Raw genomic sequence first — 21,432 nt, forward strand, 5'->3', positions numbered from 1 at the left:
GGGAGCGCTATGCACGCGGGAAGCCTGATTGGCCAGCCCTAGCATAGGATGGCAGGTCCAACCTCCAAGAGCGTCAGCCGCGCAGCAGGAACACCGCATGCTCGGCGAAGAGATTGGCATTGGCCGATCCGGTTTCGCGCCCGCCGTTCAGGAACCACTGGCCGTCGATCTTCCACCCGCGATCGCGCACCATCGCGCGGAAATCATCGATGGTGACATGGTGGATGTTGGGCGTATCGTACCACATATAGGGCAGGATCTTGACGACCGGCATGCGCCCGCCAAACAGCAGCGAGACGCGCCCGCGCCAATGCGCGAAATTGGGGAAGGAGACGAAGGCCTGCTTGCCGATGCGCAGCAGCTCCTCAGCGACGAGATCCGGCCGCCGCGTGGTCTGCAAGGTCTGGCTGAGGATCGCATAGTCGAAGCTGGCGTCGGGATAATAGCGCAGGTCGGTATCGGCGTCGCCCTGTACCACGGCGAGGCCGCGCGCCACGGCGGCCGCCACATTGGCCGGGTCCAGCTCCAGGCCGCGCACGTCCGCGTTTGCCGTCGCGCGTAACTCGGCCATCAGCGCGCCATCGCCGCAGCCGACATCGAGCACACGGGCGCCGCGCGCGACATGCCGCGCGATGAGCGCGAGATCGGGACGCACGTCCGTCATTGCGGGGCCCTCTCCAGCATGGCGAGGAAATCGGGGGCAAGGCGCTCCATATAGCGATCCGGCCGCTGCAGCGCATGGAAGCCGAGCGCGGCATAGACGCCATGCGCGTCCGCCGTGGTGAGGCCGATCCGGCGCAGGCCCGCATAGCCTGGATGCTCGAGGAACCAGCCGACCATGCGGCGGCCGAGGCCTTCCCCGCGTGCCGGCTCGTCGATCCAGACATCGGCGAGCCAGGCGAAGGTCGCATGATCGGTGATCATCCGCGCGAAGCCGATCTGTTCGCCGTCCCGATAAGCGCCGAGGCAATGCGATCCGGCAATGGCGCGATCGACCACATCGCGGGCAATGCCCGGCGACCAGTAGCTGGAAGCGAGCCAGCCATGGATGCGCGCCACGTCTAGCCGCGTCTTGTCGTCGCTGAGCTCGATCATTCGCCGGCCCGCAGGAATCCATCGATGACGCGGTTCATCTCCGGCGCGTCGAGCAGGAAGGCGTCATGGCCGAACGGGCTGGAGAGCTCGACGAAGCTCGCCTCGCGCCCGGCGGCATGGAGCGCGTGGACGATGATGCGCGATTCCGCCGTGGGGTAGAGCCAGTCCGTATCGAAGCTGATCAGGCAGTAGCGCGCGCGCGTCCTGGCGAAGGCCAAAGCGAGGCTGCCGCCCTGATCCTCGGCCATGTCGTAATAGTCCATCGCGCGCGTGATGTAGAGATAGGAGTTGGCGTCGAAGCGCTCGACGAAGCTGATCCCCTGATGGCGCAGATAGCTCTCGATCTGGAAGTCCGCATCGAAGCCGAACGTTTTGGATTCGCGCGCCTGCAGCTTGCGTCCGAACTTCTCGGTCAGGCCGGCTTCCGAGAGATAAGTGATGTGCGCCGCCATGCGCGCCACGGCGAGGCCGGCGGCCGGCGCATCGCCATCGGCATAATAATCACCGCCGCGCCAGCGCGGATCGGCCATGATCGCCTGCCGGCCGACTTCGTGGAAAGCAATGTTCTGCGCGCTGTGACGTGACGTCGAGGCGATGACGATCGCGCTGCGCACGCGATCGGGGAAGAGCGTCGGCCAGAGCAGCGCCTGCATGCCGCCCATGGAGCCACCGATCACCGCGGCGAGCTGCCCGATGCCGAGCGCGTCCAGCAGCATGCCTTGCGCACGGACCATGTCCGCTATGGTGATGACCGGGAAACGCATCGCCCAGGGCACGCCGGTGGCGGGATCGACACTCGCCGGGCCGGACGAGCCGAGGCAGCTGCCCAGCACATTGGCGCAGATGATGAAATAGCGATCGGTATCGATCGGCTTGCCAGGCCCCACGGCGCGCACCCACCAGCCGGGCTTGCCGGTGACGGGATGGTCCGATGCGACGAACTGGTCGCCGGTCAGCGCATGGCAGATGAGCATGGCATTGCTGCCATCGGCATTGAGCGTGCCGTAAGTCTCATAAGCGATATCGACGGGAGCGAGGCTCGCGCCGCTATCGAGCCGGAGCGGACCGGGCAGGCGCACGGAGCGGCGCAGGCCGAAGCGCTGGTCGGTGGAGGGCGCTGCGATTTCGCTGTGCGCGGACATGGGGCAAGCGATTGGGCTGTAGCGGGAGTCTTGTCAATCGGTGGGCACTTTTGTGGGATTGGTGGGCGCGCCCTACTGCGCCGGACGTGGAGTTGCGACGAGCGGCTAACAAATGGTTAACGAACCGTTGACACCCCGGCTCTGTGGTGAGAGCATTGACCAAGATCGTGGTGTGCTGCGCGTTGGGTAGATGCTCCGTACGGCGCGATCTGGTTGGGCCGTGTTGGCCCGCAAATAGTGGGATGAAGAAAATGGCTAAATTTGGGAAAGTGGCGCGTGGCGCCGCTATTGCTGCCATGCTTGCTTCGGCTGGTATGGCGCAGGCTGGCACTGTCGCCGTCTGGGGTGAATCGCCGTTCGGCGTGAGCCTGGCGGGCATCAACAATTTCTACAACACCTATGGCGGCCACACCTCGTCGATCGTGGCGGGCCAGCTCAACACGATCGATCTGGGCAGCGTGGACCTGCTCTGGGCGATCCAGCCTTCGGATTCCTACACCGCGGCTGAATTGAACACGATGGCGGGCTTCCTCGCTGGTGGCGGTCGTATCGCGTTCATGGGCGAGCACGGCCAAATCGCGCCGAACGAGAATCTCCGGATCAATGCCGCGCTCTCGTTCCTCGGTTCGACCATCTCGATCCAGTTCGATCAGGTGCTCGACGGCGGCTTCCGTTCGGCCAGCAAGCTCGACGGCCAGATCAAGACGCACGCGCTGACCGACGGCGTCGAGACTTACCAATATGCAGCCTACGCGCCGCTGACGGTTTCGGGCACCGGCGAGATCCTGATGACAGGCGAAGACGTGCCCGGTTCTGTCATGATGGCCTATCAGAACATTGGCCCGGGCAGCATCTTCCTCATCACGGACCAGAATGTCTGGGATGGCGCGGGCTCGCTCTGGGGCGGCTTCGACAACGAAGTGATGTTCGACAATCTGGTCGAAGGCAAGACGGGCGCACCCCCGGTCGGTGGCGTGCCTGAGCCGACCACCTGGGCGATGATGATCGCCGGCATGGCGCTGACGGGCGCGATGATGCGCCGTCGTCGCGTGTCGGTCTCGTTCGCCTGAGCCAAGTCAGGATCTGACGATTGAAGCGCCGCTGCCCGGAAGGGCGGCGGCGTTTTTCGTGCAAGCGCCGCTGCCTTTGCCAAGGCGAGTGCATGGCGCTAAAGCGCCGCCATGACAGACACAGATACCCTCACCGCACAGGCACCGGTCCCCAAGGACTGGATCATGGCCATTGCGCCTTATGTTCCCGGCAAGTCCAAGACGGACGATGGCCGGTCCGTGATCAAGCTCTCCTCGAACGAGAATCCGTTCGGGACATCGGAGACGGCCCGTGCGGCCTTCGCTTCCGCGGCGCAGTGCCTTGAGCGCTATCCCGACAGCGCGGCAGTCGAACTGCGCGAGACGCTGGCGGCGCATTATGATCTCGATCCGACCCGCATCACCTGCGGCACCGGATCGGACGAAGTGCTGCACATGGCGGCCGGCGCCTTCGCAGGGCCGGGCGACGAGATCATCTATGTGCGCTACGGCTTCACCGTCTATCCGATCGCGACGCGGCGCGTCGGCGCGACGCCGGTGGTGGCGCCGGACAAGGACTATGCGACCGACGTCGATGCGATCCTGGCGCGGGTGACGGAGCGGACGCGCGTCGTCTTCGTCGCCAACCCGAACAACCCTACCGGCACCTACACGGCGCGCAGCGAGATTGCGCGGCTGCATGCGGCGCTGCCGCGCCATGTGCTGCTGGTGCTCGATCAAGCCTATGCCGAATATCTCGACCCCGAGGACGACGATGGCGGGCTGGAGCTGGCGCGCACGGCGCCGAACGTGCTGGTCACGCGCACCTTCTCGAAGATCTTCGGCCTTGCCTCTGCGCGTGTCGGCTGGGGCTATGCGAGCGCGGAGGTCATCGATGCAATGAACCGCATCCGTCAGCCCTTCTCGTTCAGCATCGGCGCCGGTCAGGCGGCGGTGGCGGCGCTGAAGGACAAGGGCTTCGTCGAGCGCAGCCGGGCGCACAACAAGCAATGGCTCGCCCACTTCGAAAGCGAGATCAATGCGCTCGGCAACAAGGGGCTGCGCGCCGTGCCGTCCAAGGCCAACTTCAGTCTCGTGCTGTTCGAGGGCGAGACGAGTGCCGAGACCGCCTACAAGGCGCTGATGGATCATGGCTATATCGTGCGCTGGCTGCCGGGACAGGACCTGCCGCACGGCTTGCGCATTACGATCGGCGCACCGGAGGAAATGACCGGACTGATCGCGGCCCTGCGCAAGATCGTCGGCGCAGAGGTCTAGAAAAATGCTGCCTTTCTCGCGCGTCACTATCATCGGCCTTGGTCTGATCGGCTCATCGCTGGCGCATGCCATCCGTGCGTATCTGCCGACGGTGCGGGTGACGGGCCATGATGCGAACCCGGAGGTGCGCGAGATCGCCCGGCGGATCGACCTGTGCGACGACATCACCGACACGGCTGGCGCTTCGGTGATCGATGCCGATCTGGTGGTGCTCTGCGTGCCGCCGGGCGCGATGGCGGCGGCGGCGAGCGCCATCAAGGACGATCTGCCGCGCGAGGCGATCCTCTCCGAAGTGGCGTCCTGCCAGGCGAGTATCATAGCGGCGATCCGCGAGATCCTGCCCGATGTCCAGATGGTGCCGGCGCATCCGGTGGCCGGCACGGAGAATAGCGGCCCGGAAGCGGGCTTCGCGACGCTCTTCCACAATCGCTGGTGCATCCTGACGCCGCCCGAAGGCACCGACCCGGTCGCGATCGCGCGGGTCGAAGACCTCTGGAAGCGGCTCGGTGCCAATATCGAGATCATGGACCCGGCCCATCACGATCTCGTCCTCGCCGTCACCAGCCACCTGCCGCATATCATCGCCTATACGATCGTCGGCACGGCCAGCGACCTCGAGCATGTAACAGCCAGTGAAGTCATCAAATTCTCCGCGGGCGGCTTCCGCGACTTCACCCGCATCGCCGCTTCCGACCCCACCATGTGGCGCGACGTCTTTCTCGCCAACAAGGACGCCGTGCTGGAGATGCTCCAGCGCTTCACCGAAGACCTGACCCAGCTGCAACGCGCGATCCGCTGGGGCGATGGCGACAAGTTGTTCGACCATTTCAGCAAGACACGCGCCGTCCGCCGCTCGATCATCGAGCAGGGACAGGACGATGCCGCACCCGATTTCGGCCGGCATCACGAATAATCGCTTCGGCGACAAGTCCTTAGCCGCCCGCATCTCGCGGAACCACCCGGCTCCTTGAACGTATTGCAGCCGATCGTCTTCCTATCCCATTTGGGGGATGGCGAAGCGGAGGCTTTGATCGAAAGGGCCATTACCAGTTTATTTGGAGGGCGGACATGACGATCAGATCTCTTTTTCTTGGGACCATCGGCGGAGCGGCACTGCTCGCGACGGCACCGGCCAGGGCGCAGGACGACGCATCGGGCTTCACGGTCGGCGTGACCGGCGGCACGCTCGGTGTCGGCCCGGAAGTCGGCTTCCGCGCCAGCCCGATGTTCGGCGTGCGCGCCAGCGCGTCCTTCCTGGACGTCAGCCGCGACTTCGACATCGACGACATCAATTACAACGGCAAGGTGAAGCTCGAATCCTATGGTGCGATGCTGGACCTTTATCCGTTCAAGGGCGGCTTCCGTTTCTCGGGCGGTTTCCGCATCGACAAGAACCGCGTGAACCTTACCGCGACGCCGACAACCAGCGTGACGGTCGGTGACATCGCCTACACGCCCGCGCAGATCGGTACGCTGTCCGGTCAGGTCGATGCCGACGAGTTCGTGCCGGTGCTGACGGTCGGCTATGCCGGCGGCCTCACCAGGGGCCTCAAGTTCGGCATCGATGCGGGCGTTATGTTCCAGGGCAAGCCCGAGGCGCAAAACCTCGTCGCGACCGGCACGTTAGCCACCAATGCCGCCTTCCTCGCCGAGCTCGAGAAGGAGCGCCAGAAGGTCAACCGGGATATGGAGGACTATAAGTTCTACCCGGTCGTGCAGCTCTCGATCTTCTACGCATTCTGATCCCATCGACGGGAAACAGGGTGGGCGTGGACCGCAAGGTTCGCGCCCATTCGCGTATCAGCGCCGCTTGACGGATCCGCGCTTGGAGCCGCTGTGACGCAAATTGCCGGGCCGGCCCGGGCGATTGGGCGGTCGCGGCGCACCGGGTCGGCGGCGGTCGCCGCCGCGCATCGGCAGATGGCTGGCGCCGACCGGCAGCTCGAAACGGAGCGCGCCGCTGATCGGATCGGACTCAACCAGCCGCAGGTCGATCTTGTCGCCCAGCGCATAGCGCTCGCCCGAATGCTCGCCTTCGAGCGCCTGCGTCACCTCGTCATAGAGGAAGCGCTCGGCGCCGAGGGTCGAGACGGGGACGAGGCCGTCGCCGCCAAGCTCGACCACCGTCGCGAAGAAACCGAAATTCTGTACGCCGGTGATGCGGCAGGCCAGAATCTCGCCGATATGCTGGGCAAGAAAGGCCGCGACATAGCGATCGACCGTCTCGCGCTCGGCTTCCATGGCGCGGCGCTCGAAGCGGCTGATGAGCTCGGCGATGGGCGTGAGATCGGCGGCGTCCTCGGCAGCGAGGCGGCTGTCCTTCGGGATCACCTTGTCCTTGGGGGCCGGCTGCTCGAGCCCGTAGCTGCCGACCAGCGCGCGGTGGACCAGCAGGTCCGCATAGCGACGAATCGGCGAGGTGAAATGCGCGTAGCTGCCGAGCGCGAGGCCGAAATGGCCGAGATTGGCCGGGCCGTAATAGGCTTGCATCTGGCTGCGCAGGATCTGCTCCATGATCTGCGGGCGGGCAGCGGCATCGTCCGGGATCTGCGCGATCAGGCGATTGAAGGTCCTGGTGGTGATGACCTGACCGAGGGCGAGACTGATGTCGAACGTGTCGAGATAGTCTTTAAGCGACGTCAGCTTCTCGCGGCTCGGAGGCTCGTGGATACGGTACATGACCGGGGCCTTCTTCGCCTCCAGCGCCTTGGCGGCCGCGACATTGGCGGCGATCATGTAGTCCTCGATCAACCGGTGCGCATCGAGGCGTTCCCTGATCGCGATGCTGACGATGCGGCCGGTTTCGTCCAGCACGACGCTGCGCTCGGGCAGGTCTAGGTCGAGCGGATCGCGGGCATCGCGCGCCTTCGCGAGCAGGCGCCAGCAGGCCCAGAGCGGTTTCAGCGCCATCTCGACGAGATTGTCGGCTTCCAGCCGGTTGATCAGCAGCGGATCGAAGCGGGGATCGGCGATGGTCGGGCCGGACTTGCCCTCGGCATGATCGATGGCGAATTGCGCCTGCTCGTATGGGATGTTGGCGGCGACGCGGATGAGCGCGCGGGTGAAGCGCCACGCCGTGACCTTGCCGCCCTTGTCGATGGTCAGATGGCAGGCCATCGCCGCGCGATCCTCGCCGGCGCGCAGCGAGCACATGTCGGACGAGAGTGCATGCGGCAGCATGGGGACGACGAGGTCCGGGAAATAGACGCTGTTGCCGCGCTTGCGCGCCTGCCGGTCGAGCGCGGAGCCCGGGCGGACATAGTAACTGACATCGGCAATGGCGACGATGGCGCGGAAGCCGCCTTCGTTGGCCGGGTCCTCGTCCGGCGCGGCCCAGACCGCATCGTCGAAATCGCGCGCGTCGACCGGATCGATGGCGACGATGGGGAGATGGCGCAGATCCTCGCGGCTCTCGGCATGGAGCGGCAGATCGTGGACCTTGGCGGCCTCGATCTCGACCTCGTCCGGGAACTCGTTGGGGATGCCATATTTGTGGATGGCGATCAGGCTGAAACTGCGCGGCTGGAAGGGATCGCCCAGCACATCGGTCACACGCGCGGTGATCTTGGGTGGCCGTCCGCTCTTTTCGGCGAGGACGAGATCGCCGATCTGCGCATCGCCCATGTCGCTGATCGACGTCTCCTTGCGGATGCGCTTGTCGACCGGGCGCAGGATGGGCTTGCCGCGCTCGTCCTTGGCGATGACGCCGAGCAGCTGCTCGGCGGCCCCGGCGAGCTTCTTCATCGGGTGCGCGAGCCAGCCGCGGCCGGCTTCCTCGGTACGCGCGAGGATGCGATCGCCGACGCCGAGCGCGCCGCGCTTGCCCTTCTCCATGACGCGCAGGCGCGGGATCGGCACGCCATCGGCTTCCCAGCGTTCGGGTACGGCAATGGTCTGGCCGCCATCGACATCGACGACGCGCAGCACCGTCACCTTGGGCAGGCCGCCCATCTTGTGAAAGGCGCGGGCCGGGCCGATGTCGAGCAGGCCCTCGTCCGCCATGTCCTTGAGCAGGGACTTGAGCGCGATCTTCTCATTGCCCTTGAGCCCGAAGGCCTTGGCAATCTCGCGCTTGCCGACGGCCTGATCGGATTGAGTGATGAAATCGAGCACCTGTTGGCGGGACGGCATGCCGGCCGGTTTGATGCGCTTGGGCTTTTGGGGAGATGCCATGGCGATGGGTATAGGCAAGGCGGTGAGCGAATGACAGCGGCACCGCTCTGACCGACTATTTTCGGCCAAAGGTCACACCAGGGTCACCCTATCGCGTGTGTTCCTGGAAGTGCGATCCGGGGCCGTCGCGCCTTGTCGTGGCAGTGATGAGAAGGAGCAGCGCGAAGCTGCCACCGGGTGGCCTGTAGACAGCGCTTTTATGTGGCGGTTCGGGGCTGACGCCGGCGCCTATATGAGACTCAGACTATAGCTGAAAAACTGCGTGTCGCGCAGCCAGCCATTGGCTTCGTAGAGCGACTGGGCGGTGTGATTGTCGATCGCGGTCGAAAGAGTGAGCCGGGCGGCACCCTGCGCGCGGGCATGATCGGCCGCCGCGTGGAGGAGTAGCTTGCCGATGCCCTGGCAGCGTCCGGCGGGCGCCACGAAGAGATCGTTGAGTACGAAGATGCGCTTCATGCCGGTCGAGGTGAAGCTCGGATAGAGCTGGGTGAAGCCGAGCGGCTCGCCGTCCTTGCTTCGCGCGAGGAAGATCGCGGACTCGTTGCGCTCGATGCGCTCGGTCAGGAAAGCGTGAGCGCCGGTAAGATCGGCGGGCTGCTTGTAGAATTGGCGATAAGCGTCGAACAGCGGGGCTAGCTGGTCGAGATCGGTGAGGATGGCTTGGTGGATGTGCATGGGTGGGATGTTTAGTCGCGCCTGCTTGAGATGCCAGCTTTCGCTGGGATGACGGCTTGGGGAGGACTCTACGCTTGACCCCTACTCGTCATCCCAGCGGAAGCTGGGATGACGAATGGCGGGGGGGTCGCGGAGGACCTCAATCCCGCAGCAGCTCGTTGATCCCGGTCTTGCTGCGCGTCTGCTCGTCGACGGTCTTGACGATCACGGCGCAGTAGAGGCTCGGGCCGGGCGTGCCGTCCGGTAAGGCCTTGCCGGGGAGCGAGCCGGGGACGACGACCGAATAGGGCGGCACTTTGCCCATGAAGACCTGGCCGGTGGCGCGGTCGACGATCTTGGTCGACTGGCCGATGAACACGCCCATGGAGAGCACCGAGCCCTTGCCGATTCGCACGCCCTCGACGACTTCCGAGCGGGCGCCGATGAAGCAATCATCCTCGATGATGACCGGATCGGCCTGCAGCGGCTCCAGCACGCCGCCGATGCCGACGCCGCCGGAAAGATGGACGTTCTTGCCGATCTGCGCGCAGCTGCCGACCGTCACCCAGGTATCGACCATCGTGCCTTCCCCGACATAGGCGCCGATATTGGTGAAGCTCGGCATGAGGATCACATTCTTCGCGACATGGGAGCCGGCGCGCACGACGCTGCCCGGGACCGCGCGAAAGCCAGCGGCGCGGAACTCGGCCTCGGTCCAGCCAGCGAACTTGCTCGGTACCTTGTCCCACCAATGGCCGGCGCCCGGGCCATTGTCGATGAGCGCATTGTCATTGAGGCGGAAGCTCAGCAGAACCGCCTTCTTGAGCCACTGATTGACCTGCCAGCCATTCGCGGTCGGCTCCGCCACGCGCGCCTCGCCCGAGTCCAGCAGGGCGAGCGCCTTGTTCACCGCGACGCGCACATCGCCCATGGTCGAGAGGCCGATATTGGCGCGGTCGTCCCAGGCAGCGTCGATGGTGGCGATCAGGGTCGTGTCGGTCATGGCGTCCTCTTCTGACTTAGGTCTTCGTGAAGTTGGCCGCGCCATAGTCACATTTGCGCGGCTTGTGCAGCCTCTATGACGTCAACCGGCGCGGATGGGACGCGGCGCCGATAATAATGAGAATTCGAACGATTGCCCGCTTGCCGAGGGAGCGCTATGGCCGGGCCATTCCGACGGCGGCGGACCCTCCCGCGCCGCGATCCGATCAGGAGAGAGATCGATGACCCAGATCACGCTTGCTCAAGCCAATGCCATCATCGCGGGCGCCTTTGCGAAAGGCGCGGCAGCCGGTTTCAAGCCGCTGAGCGTCTCGGTCGTGGATGCGGGCGGGCATCTCATCGCCTTTCAGCGCAGCGATGGCGCCAGCTTCGCGCGTGCACAGATTGCAACCGGCAAGGCGGCTGCTGCGCTTGCGCTGGGGGTGTCGTCGCGCAAGGTGGGGGCCATGGCGGAGGAGCGTCCGTGGTTCGTCGGCGCTTTCGCGGCGGGCGCGCCGCATCCGGTGATCCCGGCGGCGGGCGGCGTGATCGTGGTGGATGATAGCGGCGCGTTTCTCGGTGCCGTGGGCGTCACGGGCGACACGTCGGACAATGACGAAATCGCGGCGCTCGCCGGCATCGCGGCCGCCGGTCTCGCGGCGCAGGGCTGATCAGGAGAGCAGACGATGACGGACATGGTGGATCGCGCAGGCCTCAAGGTCGCGCAGGAACTGGCCGACTTCATCGACGGCGCCGCCCTGCCGGGTAACGGGCTGGAGCCGGGCGCCTTCTGGCAAGGCGTGGCCGATATTTTCGGCCGCTTCGCCCCGCGCAACAAGGCGCTGCTCGCCAAGCGCGACGATCTGCAGGCGCAGATCGACGCCTGGCACGGCGCGCGGACGGGCAAGCCGATCGATCAGGACGACTATCAGGCGTTCCTGAAGGAGATCGGCTATCTGGTGCCGGAGCCGGGCGCCTTCACGATCGGATCGGCCAATGTGGATGCCGAGCTGGCGTCCATGGCCGGGCCGCAGCTCGTCGTGCCGGTGCTGAATGCGCGCTTCCTGCTCAATGCCGCCAATGCCCGCTGGGGCAGCCTCTATGATGCGCTGTACGGCACGGACGCGATCGGCGCGGCCAAGCCGGGCGGCTATGATGCAGAGCATGGCGCCAAAGTGATCGCCTGGGCCAAGGCGTTTCTCGACAAGGCGGTGCCGCTGGCTTCGGGCAGCTGGGCGGACCTGGGCGATCCCTCGGGCGGCATCGCGCTCGCCGATCCGTCGCAATATGTCGGCGAGACGGAAAAGGGCCGGATGTTCCGCAACAACGGCCTGCATATTGAGGTCGTGTTCGACGGGGCGCATCCGATCGGCAAGGACGATCCCTCGGGCATTGCCGACGTCGTGCTCGAGGGGGCGCTCTCGACCATCGTCGATCTGGAAGATTCCGTCGCGGCCGTGGACGCGGAGGACAAGGTCGCGGCCTATGAGAATTGGCTGGGCCTGATGAAGGGCGATCTGGAAGCCAGCTTCCAGAAGGGCGGCAAGACGATGACGCGCACGCTGGAGGCGGATCGCACCGTCACGGCGCCGGACGGCTCGCAGGTCACGCTCAAGGGCCGCAGCCTGCTGTTCGTGCGGAATGTCGGGCACCTGATGACGACGCCGGCGGTGGCGCTGGCGGACGGATCGGAGGCGCCGGAAGGCATTCTCGACGGCATCGTGACGAGCCTGATCGCCCTGCATGATTTGAAGGGGCTCGGCCGCTTCCAGAATAGCACGACCGGCAGCATCTATATCGTGAAGCCGAAGATGCACGGGCCGGAGGAATGCGCGTTCACCAACGATCTGTTCGATGCGATCGAGGATCTGCTGGGCCTGAAGCGCCATCAGCTCAAGGTCGGCGTGATGGACGAGGAGCGGCGGACCTCCGCCAATCTCGCGGCCTGCATCCATGCGGTGAAGGACCGCGTCGTATTCATCAACACCGGCTTCCTCGATCGCACGGGCGACGAGATGCACACATCGATGCGGGCCGGGCCGATGATCCGCAAGGGCGACATGAAGGCGTCCGACTGGATCAAGGCCTATGAGGACCGCAATGTGCAGATCGGCCTGGCCGCCGGCTTCTCCGGCCGCGCGCAGATCGGCAAGGGCATGTGGGCGGCGCCTGATCGCATGGCGGACATGCTGGAACAGAAGATCGGTCATCCCAGGACCGGCGCGAACACCGCCTGGGTACCCTCGCCAACGGCCGCGACGTTGCACGCGACGCATTATCACGATGTCGATGTCTATGCGCGGCAGGCCGAACGCGCGAAGGAGCCGGTTGCGGCGTTGAGTGCGCTGCTGACCGTGCCGGTCTCACCGGGCATCAACTGGTCCGAACAGGACGTGCGCGAGGAGCTGGAGAACAACGCGCAGGGCATTCTCGGCTATGTGGTGCGCTGGATCGATCAGGGCATCGGCTGTTCGAAGGTGCCGGACATCAACGATATCGGCCTGATGGAAGACCGCGCGACCCTGCGCATCTCCTCGCAGCATATCGCCAACTGGCTGCTGCACGGGGTCTGCTCGGAAGCGCAGGTGAATGCCGCGTTCGACAAGATGGCGGCCAAGGTGGACGCGCAGAATGAAGGCGATCCGCTCTACCAGCGCATGGCCGGCCGTCCCGAGAGCAAGGCCTGGCAGGCGGCGCGGGCGCTGGTGTTCGAGGGTGTTGCGCAGCCCAATGGCTATACCGAGCCGCTGCTGCATGCCTGGCGGCTGAAGGTGAAGGCGGGCTGATCCACTTATCCTCTCCCCATTTCGGGGCGAGGAAAGTGGCGGCCACAGCGCTTGTCACAAAGCTAACAATCATTGTCATCGGACGGATGGCGCGCCCTCGCCTAGGATCGCACGCAGAAGATCAGTCCGCGTGGGGTCAGCCGGCGGCATCGACGGATGCACCGGCTGACAAGGAGCGGCGTGTCGCCCGGCTTCGGTGGGAAGGCCGGCGGCAATTGGTCGGGCGGCGCGTGCCTGCGACCCTGCGCGCCGTCCGGCCGACCCGGCCTTGTGTGATCCCCATCATGCGCGATCATTGTGCGGTCCGCCCAAGCGGATAAAAGGAATGTGGTGAGGCAGACACGGTGAAATTGGGGGCGGGATGAGTAGCCTGAATATCCTCTATGTCGAAGACGATCCGCTCGCGGCATCGGCCGTGCAGGCGCTCGTCGGCCAGGGCGGGGACCGGCTGGCCTGGGAGCAGTCCGGCCGCGCCGGCTTGCAGCGCGCCGCCGCCGACCAGTTCGACGTCATCATCCTGGATCGCATGCTGCCCGATCTCGACGGGCTCTCGGTCGTCACGCGACTGCGCGCGGCGGGCGTCGAGACGCCGGTGCTGATGCTTTCCGCCCTTGGCCGCAGCGAGAACCGGATCGAGGGGCTGGACGCGGGCGTCGACGACTATCTGGCCAAGCCCTACGAGCCGCAGGAGCTGATCGCGCGCGTCAAGGCGCTGCATCGGCGCGCTTCCGGCAAGGTGCATGGCGCCGTCATCATCTACGGCGCGCTCGAATGCCATGTGAAGGCGCGCACCGCCTTTCGCGCCGGCCGGCACATCGCGCTCAGCCCGCGCGAGTTCGAGCTGTTCCGCTACTTCATGGAAAATGCCGGCGAGACGGTCACGCGCGAGATGCTGCTGCGCGATGTGTGGAACATGAATTTCGACCCCCAGACCAATGTGGTCGATGTCAATATCGGCCGCCTGCGCCGCAAGCTGGAGGACGGCTTCACGACCCCAGCGCTCGAGACGATCTGGGGTGCGGGCTATCGGTTGACGGCTTGCGAATGACATCAGGCGTGACGTCCCGGCGTGGTGCATCGATTGTCTGGCGAATTGCGACGGCCTCACTGCTCGTCGCGATCCTGGCCGTGACCCTGCTGTTCGCCGCCTCCTATGCGACGGTGGAGCGCAGCACGCATGAGGCACTGGCCGCCACCGTCACCACCGACCTTGCCGGGCTGATCGATATTCACGCGAGCGGCGGCGAAGCGGAACTGCTGCGCCGCGTGGCGGATCGCCGGGACGTGGTGAATCTGGAGGATGGGCGCCGACCCCATTATCTGGTCGCGCGGACGAATGGGCGCCCGATCGGGGGAGACCTGCACGTCTGGCCGCCTCTTTCGGCGGCGCTCTCGGCAGAGGGCTATGTGACCTTGCCGGATCGGACGCCGGTCTATGCGCGCGCGGCCAGGCTCGGGCCGGATCTTCAGCTGCTGGTGGCACGCGAATATGCGCAGGACCGCGCGACGCTCAAACGCCTCGCACAAATTTTCCTGGGGGTCGGGGCGGCGATCATCATCGCCGTCGCTCTCATCGCGGTGCTGACCGCCCGCGGGCTGGCCAAGCGCATAGACCGGATCCAGGAAGGGCTGCGCAACGCGGCCGAGGGCTATCCGGCCGCCCTGGAAAGCCCGAGCGGACCGGGCGACGAGATCGACGAGCTGGCGCGGCAGGGCGGCCGGCTCCTGGCGCGGCAGGCCAATCTGGTGCGCCTGCAGAAAAATATGTCGGACCATGTTGCTCACGAAATCCGCACGCCGCTCATGCATCTCGATGGGCGCCTGGCCGCGGCGTTGCAGGAGCGGCCGGAGCCGGGCGGCACAGGCGCGCTGACCCGTTCGCGGGGCGACATACGCAGCATTGTCGCCATGCTGGACTCGCTGCTTGACATCGCGTCCAACGAGGGGCGGCGCGGCGATCTGGCCGGGCTCGCCGAGCTCGATCTCTCGGCCTTGCTCGGCGATCTCGCGGCGCTCTATGAAGGCAGTGTCGAGGAAGCGGGGCTGACGCTAGAAACGGCCATCGAACCGGGCGTCACCATGTTAGGGGAGCGCATGCAGATCGTCCGGCTCGTCTCCAACCTGCTCGACAATGCCATCAAATATGTCCCCGCCGGCGGCACGGTCTCGCTGAAGCTCTCGCAAGGGCCGCGCATCATGGTGGCGGACGACGGGCCGGGTATCCCGTTCGAAGATCGCGGGCGCATCTTCGAGCGCTTTGCCCGCAGTGCGGGACAGGTTTCGCAGCCGGGCCATGGCCTTGGCCTCGCGCTGGCGCGCGCGATCGCGCAGCGTCACGGTCTGGTGCTGCGCCTCGCGGACAGCCCGCGGGGCGCCTGCTTCATGGTGGAGCCGGAGGCATGAGCCGTGCATGGGCGGGATATGCGGGCCTGCTGCTGCTCTGTGCTTGTGCGCGGCCCGACGCGGCGCCGATGGCCGATAATGTGTCCGCCGAGCCGACGCAGGCCGTCGCCGATCTTCTCGCCATGGCCGATCATGCCGCGCGCGACCCGAAGCGCGACGGCCAGCGCCTCTCGGATACGCTCGCGGCGCTGGACCAGCTGGGCGCGCGCCCGGCCGATCCGGCCGCCGATCCGCTGCCCGGCTGGCGCGAGGCACTGCCCTCCAAAGTGGCGCAACCGCTGCGTGGGCGCATGCTTGGCCCGGCCTATCGGCGCGGTACGCTGGCGGCCGGGGCGAGCATGACCTTGATGCAGCTCTTCGACGGCGGCAGGCAGGCGCGCGTCGCTGTCGCGGCGGCGGGAGCGATGCCGCTCCGCATGGCCGTGCTGGATGATGGCGGCAAGGCGGTTTGCCCGGATCATGTCGCACCACGCGGCGCCTGCCGCTGGGTGCCGCCGTTCAGCGGGCGCCACCAGATCATCGTCACTAATGCCGGCGACGCACCCTCGGCATATTATCTGGTGATCGACTGACGGCGTGTGGCCTTGTTCCGTCTAGGGACGTCCTGATCAAGCTCTGACCAAGACTCCGCGAAAGCAGGAGAACAAGTGAGCTGGGGTGGTTCTACAGCGCCGCTTCGTAGATACGGGCGCAGTCTTCCTCGGTCAGTTCGCGTAGATTGCGCTCAAGGAGCCGGGTCACCTTCATAGCCGAGCTGGCCATGCGCGGGATCGCGTTGGAGCTGATGCCCATGCCGGAGAGGCCCGCCGGAATGCCGATCCGCTCGGAGAGGCGCGCGACGAACTCGATGCCGGCATGCGCCGTCGCCTGATCGCTGCCCGCATCGGTCACGCCCATGGCGCGGGCAATGTCGGCATAGCGGGCGGGCGCCGCCTCCAGATTGAAGCGCAGCACATGAGGAAGGAGAATCGAATTGGCGACGCCGTGCGGAATGTGGAACTCGCCGCCGAGCGGATAGGCCAACGCATGCACGGCCGCCGTGTTCACCGGTCCGAGGCACAGGCCGCCATAATAGCTCGCCCGCAGCATCGCCTCGCGCGCGACGAGATCGCTGCCGTCCGCACAGGCCCGCTCGATATGCCCCGCGATCAGCCGCATGCCTTCCAGCGCGAAGATATCAACCACAGGATGGGCCAGGCGGTTGGCATAGGCCTCGATGCAGTGCGTCAGCGCGTCCACGCCAGTCGAGGCCGTGACGGCGCGCGGCATGGTGACGGTCAGCTCGGGATCGAGATAGGCGAAGTCCGGCACCAGCCAGGGACTGACGACGCCTTTCTTCAGTTCCTCGTCCTCGTCGCCCAATATGGCGATCGGCGTGACTTCGCTGCCGGTGCCGGCCGTGGTCGGGATGCAGGCGAGCGGCAGTGCCCGGCCCTTGAGCAGATCGACGCCGATCGTCTCCATCAGCGGCTGGCGCCCGTCGAAGAGCCCCGCGACCAGCTTGGCAACGTCCATTGCGCTGCCGCCCCCGAGGCCGACGACCGCGTCCGCGCCGCAATCCTTCGCTGCGGCCATTGCGGCATGGAAATCCTCGATCGTCGGTTCACCAGCCAGTGCGTCCCAGATAGTGACGCGCATTTTTTTCGCCGCCAGCGCCTCGATGAGGTTGTCGCAGAGCGGGCGCGTGGGCGGTGTCGTGACCAGGAAAACGGAGGTGACGCCGCGCGTCGCAAGATCGTCGGCGCATTGCAGGACGACCCCCTTGCCGATCCGGACGGTGCCGACATTGTGGATCGTGACCGGGCGGTTTTGCGTCATTTCTGGAGCGTCCATCGAACGAATTGCGATGGCCGCCACATTTGCGAGCGAAGGGCCGCAACCGCTTGCACAAAGCGGAACTACGCATTGAACGGATGGCCGTCGGCTCGAGACGCCGCCGAAGCGCGCTCAGTCCCGCAATGGTTCGGCGGTGCGCGCCGGCAGCTTCTCCCGGCGATAGACGCGCGGGGCAAGGCCGAAGCGCTCGCGGAAACTGCGGGCGAAATGGGGCGCGCTGTTGAATCCCCAGCCGAAGGCGATGTCCGTGATGGTGAGATGCGCGAAGGCGGGATCGGCCATCTGCCGCGCAGATTCCTCCAGACGACGGCGCAGCACATAGGCCGAGGCGGTCTCGTTGCCGGCGGCGAAGATCATGCGCAGATAGCGGGCGGAAAGCTTGAGCCGCGCGGCGATGAAGCGGGGACTGAGATCGGGGTCGCGCAAATTCTCCTCGATGAACAGGCGCACGCGGGCGTGACGGCCGGTGAGGACCGCCGACGAGGTGATCAGATCGTCGAAGCTGATCGCGAAGGCGGTGGCCACGGCATCCAGCAGGTTGCGCGCAACGCGATTGTGGACCGCTTCTGGCAGATCCTCGACCAGTTGCTCGAACACGCTGCGGCACAGCTCGGCCGCGCTTTCGGAAAGTCCGTCTCCGGCATGCAGATGGCGTCCGCAAAACTGCTCGGGAGAGGGCAGATGCTCGCGGATCGTGCTGGCGCCAGCGCGGATAAGCATCAGAGTGACGGGACCATCATGCGCGTAGCTGTACGGCACGGCGCTGGTCCACAGCGAGAAGTCGCCCGGGCGCAGCATCGAATCTTGGCCATAATGCGACAAGGTCGCCGTGCCTTCGAGCTGGAGCAGGAAGGCATAGCCGGTCTCGGTGGCGTAGCCGATCTGCTCGGCAGTGCGCTGGATCGACCCGGCACCCATTTCGAGCCGGAGCATCGAGACAGGACCGAGCGGCGCCTGCGTCAGGATGGGCGCGAACTCCGGATCGGTCACGATGGCGATGGCTCGCTCGATCCGGGTGGAATAAAGTTCGGTCCAGACGCGGCTACGCGATGCCTTTGGACCGGCCGGCACGCGATGCATCTCGATCATGACTTTTCCACCGACGGTACCAAACGCCGCCCGGGGAAGCGGACGGTGCCGCCGTCCTATCAGCTACTGCACCGATGGGAACAGCCCCAAGCGCGTCTCCCGGCGCGGGCCGGATGGCCCTCTCCGGGAGCGCAGTGGAATGACCCGGGCAAGGCTCAGGGGGTCGGCGTTGCCGGAGCTGTTGATTGCTGTTCGGAGGCCGCCGCGGCCTGCACACGCTGTTTCAACACCGGGTCCGATTGGGATGCTTGCGCGATGGCATTGAACTTTACCGGGTCCAGCCCCTCGGCCTGCACGGCCGCAAGCATCTTGGGCTGCTTCTCGGTCGCAGGCACGGCCGTGTCCTGCTGGATCTTGTTGGCCGCGATCGCCGCGCGCGCGAACGCTTTGAGGTCGGCGTCGCTATAGGCGCCTGCCTCTGCGGGCGCGTCGGGATCGGCCGGCGCCGTCGTGGGCGCAGGCTGGCTGGTGGCGGGGGCCGGGGACGTCGTCTCCTGGGCGTTCACGGGCGTGATCGCGGTCAGCAGCGCGGCGGCCGTGCCGAGCAGAAGCGCGTTTTTCATGAGGTACCTTTCTGTCTGTTGGCGAACCGTCTGCAAAAGCTAAGCTCTGATCCATCGGTGACAAATATTGCTCGACCGCCCGGGCAGATGATGGGGCGGGTCGAAAATAGGAATGCGAATAGAGAGCTTTAGCTCCGCACTGCTTGTCGCGCTTGAGACACTGCCCATCGGCGCTTCGTCTCGCCGTCGCAGTTCGCCCGCAAACGCCAGCCGGCCGCTCGACGTCGGCCCGGCCCCTGCGCAAGGCGCGGTTCAATCCGGCCCGGCGCGCGGTCGGCCGCCAAACGGCGGGTGTCGATCATGTCGGGAAAAATGGTGCTGCCGGCGAGGATTGAACTCGCGACCTCAGCCTTACCAAGGATGCGCTCTACCACTGAGCTACGGCAGCACAAGCCGCTCGCAGGGAGCACCCCGCGTCAGCAAGGCCGCGCCTATGGCCTTGGGCGGGCGGGCTGTCAAGGCGACTTGCGGTCTCGAAGCGGGATTCGCTAGGGTCGCGCGATGAACAGCGACAAGCCCGACCGCCAACAGCGCCTCGCCGAGGCACTGCGCGCCAATCTGCGCCGGCGCAAGGGGCAAGCGCGCGAATGGGCGGCGCGGGATGCGCCGCGCGACGAGCCGCCGCCGCCGGCAGAACCGCGGGCCGATTGACGGACTGAGCGCCCAGGCACGCCGCTGCCCGGCGCGCACGATCATCGACGAGCATCGGAATGTCCGCGTGTATTTCTGAACGGACTTGACGTTGTTCGTTCGATCGAACAGTAGACCGGTATGGCGAATCAGGATCTCTCGCAGCGCATCATGCTGGCGGCGCTCGATCAGTTCGGGCGGCTGGGCTTCGATGCGGCGAGTACGCGCGACATCGCGAAGGCAAGCGGCGTAGCCATGTCGTCCATCACGTATCATTTCGGCGGCAAGCAGGGCCTGTATCTGGCCTGCGCCGATCATATCGCGGTCGTGATCGGCGGCGTCCATGCGCCGCTCATGGAGGCGCTGAAGGCCTATCCGCCGGAAACCGTCGAGGCGGCGCGCGAGGGCGTACTGGCGCTGCTCGAGAATTTCGCGCGCTTCATGCTCGCCCCGGAATCGCAAATCCACTGCCAGTTCATCGTGCGCGAGCAGCAGCACCCCACCGAGGCGTTCGAGCGCATTTACGAGCATGTCATGCGGCCGGTGCTGGAGACGGCCACCGCTTTGCTCGCAATCGCGTTGCCGGACCGCGACGAGCGCGCCCGGCGCGCGCTGGTCACCAATCTCATCGGCATGTCCATCGTGTTGCGCATAGCGCGCGCCACCGTCGCGCGCGTCATGCAGGTCGATGACATCGACGAACCCACGGGCGCGCTGCTCATCGCGACGTTGCGCGCCTCCGCCCAGACCTTGCTCACGCAGGAGTGACTGCATGACTCCCAAGCGCCTCATTCCCATCCTTCTCGTCCTCGGCTTTGTCGTCGCGGCATTCCTGACGCGCGGCTTCGGTCTGCTGCCCAAGCCGGACGGGCCGCTCAGCCTTTATGGCAATGTCGACATTCGCGAGGTCGATCTCGGCTTCCAGGTCGGCGGGCGGATCGCGGACATCCCGGTCGAGGAAGGCGTGCGCGTCAAGAAAGGCGACCTTCTGGCCCAGCTCGACAAGGCCTCGATCGACAGTTCGGTCGCGCAGGCCGAGGCGCAGGTGGCGCAGGCCCGCGCCGAGCTCAGCAAGCTGGAACGTGGCAGCCGCGCGCAGGACATCGCGCAAGCGCAGGCGCGTGTCGTCGCGGCCGAGGCCGCCGCCGGAGACGCGCAGCGGGACTATGCCCGCCGCCAGCCGCTGGTTGAGCCGGGCGCGATCAGCCGCGATATCTGGGACGCGACCGTCGCCGCGCGCGACCGTGCGCAGGCGCAGCTGGCCGAGGCTCGCGCTGCCTATTCACTGGTGCGCACGGGACCGCGCAGCGAGGACATCGAGGCGGGCAGGGCTGCGCTCAAGGCCGCCCAGGCCGCACGAGGCCGCATCGGCACCGATCTGGGCGACACGCGCCTCGTCGCCAGCATCGACGGCACGGTGGTGACGCGGGCGCGCGAGCCGGGCGCGATCGTCGCGCCGGGCGAGACCGTGTTCACCCTCGCCATCGACCGGCCGCTGCGCGTGCGCGCCTATGTCGCCGAGAGCGATCTCAGCCGCGTCGCGCCGGGCATGAAAGTGACCGTCAAGGCCGACGGCAACCCGAGGAGCTATGCCGGGACGATCGGCTATATCTCCCCGCGCGCCGAGTTCACGCCCAAGTCGGTCGAGACCAGCGATCTGCGCACGGATCTGGTCTATCGCCTGCGCATCGTCGTGGACGATCCCGATGGCGCGCTTCGTCAGGGGCAGCCCGTTACCGTGGCGATCAGCAATCCCAAGCCCAAGGCGGAGTGA

At 66.3% G+C, this 21,432-nt stretch carries 21 protein-coding genes and 1 tRNA gene; 12 read left to right on the forward strand and 10 right to left on the reverse strand.

Annotated features, from left to right (window positions below):
• Positions 1 to 73: 73 nt before the first annotated feature.
• Genes metW through metX form a run of 3 tightly spaced genes read right to left on the reverse strand, consistent with a single transcriptional unit; the run spans position 74 to position 2,237 of the window.
• Positions 74 to 664: a methionine biosynthesis protein MetW gene (gene metW, locus KM135_RS07430; RefSeq protein ID WP_221713352.1), complete on the reverse strand. Its 591-nt coding sequence runs from the start codon at positions 662 to 664 to the stop codon at positions 74 to 76.
• Positions 661 to 1,095, reverse strand: a complete 435-nt coding sequence (locus tag KM135_RS07435; RefSeq protein ID WP_221713353.1) for a GNAT family N-acetyltransferase — start codon at positions 1,093 to 1,095, stop codon at positions 661 to 663. Before KM135_RS07435 ends, metW begins: the two co-directional genes overlap by 4 nt.
• Positions 1,092 to 2,237, reverse strand: a complete 1,146-nt coding sequence (metX, locus tag KM135_RS07440) for a homoserine O-acetyltransferase MetX (RefSeq protein ID WP_221713354.1) — start codon at positions 2,235 to 2,237, stop codon at positions 1,092 to 1,094. The genes KM135_RS07435 and metX overlap by 4 nt, the downstream gene beginning before the upstream one ends.
• 296 nt (positions 2,238 to 2,533) lie before the next feature.
• Between metX and KM135_RS07445 the strand changes: the two genes are divergently transcribed.
• The 4 genes from KM135_RS07445 to KM135_RS07460 all read left to right on the forward strand — a co-directional run bounded on the left by KM135_RS07445 (position 2,534) and on the right by KM135_RS07460 (position 6,286).
• Complete coding sequence (locus KM135_RS07445) at positions 2,534 to 3,307, forward strand: PEPxxWA-CTERM sorting domain-containing protein (RefSeq protein WP_246605809.1); 774 nt, start codon at positions 2,534 to 2,536, stop codon at positions 3,305 to 3,307.
• Positions 3,308 to 3,418: 111 nt separating this feature from the next.
• Positions 3,419 to 4,543: a histidinol-phosphate transaminase gene (gene hisC / locus KM135_RS07450; protein ID WP_221713355.1), complete on the forward strand. Its 1,125-nt coding sequence runs from the start codon at positions 3,419 to 3,421 to the stop codon at positions 4,541 to 4,543.
• Between the two features lie 4 nt (positions 4,544 to 4,547).
• Entirely contained in the window at positions 4,548 to 5,456 is a 909-nt protein-coding gene (locus KM135_RS07455; protein ID WP_221713356.1) for a prephenate/arogenate dehydrogenase family protein, read from the forward strand.
• Positions 5,457 to 5,611: 155 nt separating this feature from the next.
• The gene (locus KM135_RS07460; protein WP_221713357.1) at positions 5,612 to 6,286 is read left to right on the forward strand and encodes a hypothetical protein; all 675 of its coding nucleotides are present in this window, start codon (positions 5,612 to 5,614) and stop codon (positions 6,284 to 6,286) included.
• Positions 6,287 to 6,343: 57 nt separating this feature from the next.
• Here the strand turns inward: KM135_RS07460 and KM135_RS07465 are convergent, their stop codons facing one another.
• The 3 genes from KM135_RS07465 to dapD all read right to left on the reverse strand — a co-directional run bounded on the left by KM135_RS07465 (position 6,344) and on the right by dapD (position 10,373).
• Entirely contained in the window at positions 6,344 to 8,716 is a 2,373-nt protein-coding gene (locus tag KM135_RS07465) for a ribonuclease R family protein (RefSeq protein WP_221713358.1), read from the reverse strand.
• A gap of 228 nt (positions 8,717 to 8,944) precedes the next feature.
• Entirely contained in the window at positions 8,945 to 9,391 is a 447-nt protein-coding gene (locus KM135_RS07470; RefSeq protein WP_221713359.1) for a GNAT family N-acetyltransferase, read from the reverse strand.
• A gap of 139 nt (positions 9,392 to 9,530) precedes the next feature.
• Positions 9,531 to 10,373, reverse strand: a complete 843-nt coding sequence (dapD, locus tag KM135_RS07475) for a 2,3,4,5-tetrahydropyridine-2,6-dicarboxylate N-succinyltransferase (RefSeq protein ID WP_221713360.1) — start codon at positions 10,371 to 10,373, stop codon at positions 9,531 to 9,533.
• 220 nt (positions 10,374 to 10,593) lie between these two features.
• On the opposite strand from dapD, the gene KM135_RS07480 reads away from it, so the two are divergent.
• The 5 genes from KM135_RS07480 (at position 10,594) to KM135_RS07500 (ending at position 16,112) form a co-directional block, all read left to right on the forward strand.
• Positions 10,594 to 11,022: a GlcG/HbpS family heme-binding protein gene (locus KM135_RS07480; RefSeq protein WP_221713361.1), complete on the forward strand. Its 429-nt coding sequence runs from the start codon at positions 10,594 to 10,596 to the stop codon at positions 11,020 to 11,022.
• Between the two features lie 15 nt (positions 11,023 to 11,037).
• Complete coding sequence (locus tag KM135_RS07485; protein ID WP_221713362.1) at positions 11,038 to 13,137, forward strand: malate synthase G; 2,100 nt, start codon at positions 11,038 to 11,040, stop codon at positions 13,135 to 13,137.
• Positions 13,138 to 13,498: 361 nt separating this feature from the next.
• Positions 13,499 to 14,185 carry a response regulator transcription factor gene (locus tag KM135_RS07490; protein WP_221713363.1) on the forward strand — a complete coding sequence of 229 codons (687 nt, stop codon included), beginning with the start codon at positions 13,499 to 13,501 and terminating at the stop codon, positions 14,183 to 14,185.
• Between the two features lie 80 nt (positions 14,186 to 14,265).
• A complete protein-coding gene (locus tag KM135_RS07495) occupies positions 14,266 to 15,540 on the forward strand; it encodes a sensor histidine kinase (RefSeq protein WP_221713364.1) in 1,275 nt (424 codons plus the stop codon).
• A complete protein-coding gene (locus KM135_RS07500) occupies positions 15,537 to 16,112 on the forward strand; it encodes a hypothetical protein (protein WP_221713365.1) in 576 nt (191 codons plus the stop codon). Before KM135_RS07495 ends, KM135_RS07500 begins: the two co-directional genes overlap by 4 nt.
• Positions 16,113 to 16,203: 91 nt before the next feature.
• Here KM135_RS07500 and KM135_RS07505 read toward each other — a convergent pair whose 3' ends face one another.
• The 4 genes from KM135_RS07505 to KM135_RS07520 all read right to left on the reverse strand — a co-directional run bounded on the left by KM135_RS07505 (position 16,204) and on the right by KM135_RS07520 (position 19,416).
• The gene (locus tag KM135_RS07505; protein WP_221713366.1) at positions 16,204 to 17,358 is read right to left on the reverse strand and encodes an iron-containing alcohol dehydrogenase; all 1,155 of its coding nucleotides are present in this window, start codon (positions 17,356 to 17,358) and stop codon (positions 16,204 to 16,206) included.
• A gap of 129 nt (positions 17,359 to 17,487) precedes the next feature.
• A complete protein-coding gene (locus KM135_RS07510; RefSeq protein ID WP_221713367.1) occupies positions 17,488 to 18,465 on the reverse strand; it encodes a helix-turn-helix domain-containing protein in 978 nt (325 codons plus the stop codon).
• Positions 18,466 to 18,620: 155 nt separating this feature from the next.
• Entirely contained in the window at positions 18,621 to 19,028 is a 408-nt protein-coding gene (locus tag KM135_RS07515) for a DUF4168 domain-containing protein (RefSeq protein WP_221713368.1), read from the reverse strand.
• Between the two features lie 313 nt (positions 19,029 to 19,341).
• Positions 19,342 to 19,416, reverse strand: a tRNA-Thr gene (locus tag KM135_RS07520).
• A gap of 113 nt (positions 19,417 to 19,529) precedes the next feature.
• Between KM135_RS07520 and KM135_RS07525 the strand changes: the two genes are divergently transcribed.
• The 3 genes from KM135_RS07525 to KM135_RS07535 all read left to right on the forward strand — a co-directional run bounded on the left by KM135_RS07525 (position 19,530) and on the right by KM135_RS07535 (position 21,432).
• Positions 19,530 to 19,679: a hypothetical protein gene (locus tag KM135_RS07525; protein ID WP_221713369.1), complete on the forward strand. Its 150-nt coding sequence runs from the start codon at positions 19,530 to 19,532 to the stop codon at positions 19,677 to 19,679.
• A 120-nt stretch (positions 19,680 to 19,799) separates the two neighbouring features.
• Positions 19,800 to 20,426 carry a CerR family C-terminal domain-containing protein gene (locus tag KM135_RS07530; RefSeq protein WP_221713370.1) on the forward strand — a complete coding sequence of 209 codons (627 nt, stop codon included), beginning with the start codon at positions 19,800 to 19,802 and terminating at the stop codon, positions 20,424 to 20,426.
• Positions 20,427 to 20,430: 4 nt separating this feature from the next.
• Positions 20,431 to 21,432, forward strand: a complete 1,002-nt coding sequence (locus KM135_RS07535) for an HlyD family secretion protein (RefSeq protein WP_221713371.1) — start codon at positions 20,431 to 20,433, stop codon at positions 21,430 to 21,432.

This window comes from Sphingobium xanthum (assembly GCF_019737615.1).
Taxonomy (GTDB): domain Bacteria; phylum Pseudomonadota; class Alphaproteobacteria; order Sphingomonadales; family Sphingomonadaceae; genus Sphingobium; species Sphingobium xanthum.

Excerpts from the sequence above, each read along its gene's own strand:
- KM135_RS07435 (WP_221713353.1), bottom strand. The coding sequence starts at position 1,095 with ATGATCGAGCTCAGCGACGACAAGACGCGGCTAGACGTGGCGCGCATC.
- metX (WP_221713354.1), bottom strand. The coding sequence starts at position 2,237 with ATGTCCGCGCACAGCGAAATCGCAGCGCCCTCCACCGACCAGCGCTTC.
- KM135_RS07485 (WP_221713362.1), top strand. The coding sequence starts at position 11,038 with ATGACGGACATGGTGGATCGCGCAGGCCTCAAGGTCGCGCAGGAACTG.
- hisC (WP_221713355.1), top strand. The coding sequence starts at position 3,419 with ATGACAGACACAGATACCCTCACCGCACAGGCACCGGTCCCCAAGGAC.
- KM135_RS07465 (WP_221713358.1), bottom strand. The coding sequence starts at position 8,716 with ATGGCATCTCCCCAAAAGCCCAAGCGCATCAAACCGGCCGGCATGCCG.
- KM135_RS07505 (WP_221713366.1), bottom strand. The coding sequence starts at position 17,358 with ATGACGCAAAACCGCCCGGTCACGATCCACAATGTCGGCACCGTCCGG.
- dapD (WP_221713360.1), bottom strand. The coding sequence starts at position 10,373 with ATGACCGACACGACCCTGATCGCCACCATCGACGCTGCCTGGGACGAC.
- KM135_RS07515 (WP_221713368.1), bottom strand. The coding sequence starts at position 19,028 with ATGAAAAACGCGCTTCTGCTCGGCACGGCCGCCGCGCTGCTGACCGCG.
- KM135_RS07470 (WP_221713359.1), bottom strand. The coding sequence starts at position 9,391 with ATGCACATCCACCAAGCCATCCTCACCGATCTCGACCAGCTAGCCCCG.
- KM135_RS07535 (WP_221713371.1), top strand. The coding sequence starts at position 20,431 with ATGACTCCCAAGCGCCTCATTCCCATCCTTCTCGTCCTCGGCTTTGTC.
- KM135_RS07500 (WP_221713365.1), top strand. The coding sequence starts at position 15,537 with ATGAGCCGTGCATGGGCGGGATATGCGGGCCTGCTGCTGCTCTGTGCT.
- KM135_RS07530 (WP_221713370.1), top strand. The coding sequence starts at position 19,800 with ATGGCGAATCAGGATCTCTCGCAGCGCATCATGCTGGCGGCGCTCGAT.
- KM135_RS07445 (WP_246605809.1), top strand. The coding sequence starts at position 2,534 with ATGCTTGCTTCGGCTGGTATGGCGCAGGCTGGCACTGTCGCCGTCTGG.
- KM135_RS07460 (WP_221713357.1), top strand. The coding sequence starts at position 5,612 with ATGACGATCAGATCTCTTTTTCTTGGGACCATCGGCGGAGCGGCACTG.
- KM135_RS07525 (WP_221713369.1), top strand. The coding sequence starts at position 19,530 with ATGAACAGCGACAAGCCCGACCGCCAACAGCGCCTCGCCGAGGCACTG.
- KM135_RS07455 (WP_221713356.1), top strand. The coding sequence starts at position 4,548 with ATGCTGCCTTTCTCGCGCGTCACTATCATCGGCCTTGGTCTGATCGGC.
- KM135_RS07480 (WP_221713361.1), top strand. The coding sequence starts at position 10,594 with ATGACCCAGATCACGCTTGCTCAAGCCAATGCCATCATCGCGGGCGCC.
- metW (WP_221713352.1), bottom strand. The coding sequence starts at position 664 with ATGACGGACGTGCGTCCCGATCTCGCGCTCATCGCGCGGCATGTCGCG.
- KM135_RS07490 (WP_221713363.1), top strand. The coding sequence starts at position 13,499 with ATGAGTAGCCTGAATATCCTCTATGTCGAAGACGATCCGCTCGCGGCA.
- KM135_RS07510 (WP_221713367.1), bottom strand. The coding sequence starts at position 18,465 with ATGATCGAGATGCATCGCGTGCCGGCCGGTCCAAAGGCATCGCGTAGC.